A 2,508-nucleotide genomic window follows, 5' to 3' on the forward strand; every position below is an offset into this window, starting at 1 on the left:
GCAGCCAATCAGCGGGAACACCTTGAGGCACCCGGACATACGCACCCCACGACTCGGGAAATTGCAAGGGAACGCGAGAACAATGCGGAAAAATTGCGGCAAAACCTAAGAAAACCTCAGGAATCTGGTATAATTAACCCGTCACCGTACAAAGAGACGCGCCTGCTGGGGAGCGGGCGCGTTCTGCTATTGCGTGCGCGGTTATTAGAGATCATCCGAAAATTCGGTGAGGCAGGGTGTGCACGCAGGCGAGCCGAACGAAGGGGAGGACGGGTTAAGCTTGTTTCCCGGCAGTCCATGGTAAAGGGCGGTTGCTGTCTTATCCACGGGTCGGGTTGAAGCACACTCAACCTTTCTACCAGCGACAGTTCGCCAGAGGACTGGACGTTTTCATGTACGCTTTCCCTACGTCTCGATCCAGGCGCGGCGGCCCATCGAAAGTCCTCTCCTGCTCTCGCGGAGGCTTTTTATGCGGATTCCTCATCACGTTCGACCCTTGGCGATCCTGCTGCTCACCGCGTGCCTGCCAGCCGCTGCACAGGACGTGAATGGTCGGTATGGCGTCGGCGGGTACGAGCTGTATTTGCGGTGCTCAGGAGTCAACACTCAGCCGACTGTCGTCCTGCTGGGCGGGTTCGAGGGGGCTGCCACCTGGGACCAGGTGGAACCTGAGGTTGCCAAATTCGCCCACGTCTGCGTGTACGACTCCGCGGGAGTTCCCGGAGGGATGAGCGACCTTCCCAAACCCAACAACCCCAGTGATGGCCTGGAGCGAACCCAGGAACTGTACCGGCTGCTCAACGCGGCCAAGGTAAAGGGTCCGTACGTGTTCGTGGCCCTGGGACCCAGTGCGCACATCGCCCGACTGTTCACCAAACTCCACCCCAATGACGTGAAGGGGGTGGTGTTCTCCCACGGGCACACCACGACAGTGTTCAAAGCGATGACCGCGTTCTTCCACGCCAACCCTGACATCCCGGCTGGGGAACAGCGGCCCATCCTCGAAGGCATGCGGGCACAGATGCAGCGGCGGGCGGCGGGGCTCAACGACCCGGACGCCGTGTGGGACATCGTGAAGACCGTCCAGCAGGTGAACCAGGCGGGGACGCTGGGCAACCGGCCGGTTGTGGTGCTGATCCCACGCTTGGACCCCGTGACGGCCCAGGGTGGCACCGGTGCCCTGCAGGCGTACGGCCAGCGGGCGTGGAAGGTGTACGGGTCGGACCAAGCGACGTTGGCGAAGCTGTCGACGAACAGCCTGATGGTAGATGCTCCTAACTCCTGGTACCACATTGAGCAGGACGCTCCGGAACTGGTGATCGACGCGGTCCGCAAGGTACTGGCTGCGGCCCAGAGTGGCAGCAAGCTTAAGTAACGGAATACCCAGACGCACTGGGCGCTAATTATCTAAGCATGCGAGGTCACCTGGAGACGCGGCGCAACAGGATGAGGATGCAGGCGAGCTGGACAAAACCCAGGAAGTTTTGGGCTTTGCGCTCGTCACGAGTTCGGATACGGCGGAAAGACTGCAACCAGGCGATGGTCCGCTCAACCATCCAGCGCTGCTTGTAGCGGCGCAACGGTCGTCCATCCTGCGTCTTTTGTTTCCGATTCTTCCGGTTGGGCGCGATCATTTCTACCCCAAGCGCTGCCAACTCGGCATCCAAAGGATCGCTGTCGTATGCCTTGTCCCCGATCAATCGCTGTGGGAAGTCCAGGCCGAACGAGGCTTCCAAGGTGGCGTGGACCAGGGTCACTTCACCTGGGCTGGCACTCTCCGTGTGGACGGCGAGGGGCAGACCGCTCGCATCCACCATCAGCATGATTTTAGTGCCCTTGCCCTTCTTGGTCGGCCCGACATCTGCGCCCCCTTTTTGGCAGCACTGAAAGTGCCGTCAATGAACGCTTCCCGCAAGTCCAGTAATTCCTGTTCTTCCAGCAGCTCGTAGAGCTGCCCCAGGACGTTCGGGAACACCCCGCGCTCATTCCACTCCTGAAAACGCTCAAAACATGTGGACTTGGGCGGGTATTCCGGTCGGGGAAGGTGATGCCATTGGGCTCCGGTGCGCAACACCCACAGGATGCCTTCAAGTAGCTCTTTGTCGGCCCGCCGCGGTCGTCCACGGCGGCTCTGCTTTTCACGAGAAGGTAACAGAGGAGCGAGGATCGCCCACTGGTAAAAGTTAGCTTTCTCGACCTGAAAAAACCTGAAGTCGGGGAAGGGGTAAAGACTATTTACTCCCTCCCAAAAAGGGCGGCAAGTGACTAAGTAGTGACCAAATCAGGGCCGCGACTAGGCAACACCTGCCACCCAAAAAGAACAGGGCTACCATCGCCGGGCAATAACACTTCCTAACGTTCCAGCGACCTGCAAAACGCACAAACCCGACAGCTAAGGGGTGCCTGGAGTGGGTAGTGTCAACTGGCGCCTAACGACACGTTGAGGGGTGTCGCGTGGGTTACCCCTTCGGTAAGTTATCGGAAGGGTGCATGGCCTCCCGAAACGCC

General features: G+C 59.8%; 2 protein-coding genes. One reads left to right on the forward strand and one right to left on the reverse strand.

The annotated features are described in order from the left end of the window. Positions 1-469 precede the first annotated feature (469 nt). Positions 470-1,375 (forward strand): alpha/beta fold hydrolase, encoded by a 906-nt coding sequence (locus F784_RS0121955; RefSeq protein ID WP_157465450.1) that lies wholly within the window; start codon positions 470-472, stop codon positions 1,373-1,375. Between the two features lie 46 nt (positions 1,376-1,421). On the opposite strand, the gene F784_RS25770 is transcribed toward F784_RS0121955, so the two are convergent. Then, positions 1,422-2,167, reverse strand: a protein-coding gene (locus F784_RS25770; protein WP_157465451.1) for an IS5 family transposase whose coding sequence is annotated in 2 segments (ribosomal slippage) — positions 1,422-1,849 and positions 1,849-2,167 — 747 coding nt in all. Because the reading frame shifts where the segments join, the coding sequence is not laid out codon by codon here. Positions 2,168-2,508: the final 341 nt, after the last annotated feature.

The sequence above is a fragment of the Deinococcus apachensis DSM 19763 genome (assembly GCF_000381345.1).
GTDB lineage: Bacteria > Deinococcota > Deinococci > Deinococcales > Deinococcaceae > Deinococcus > Deinococcus apachensis.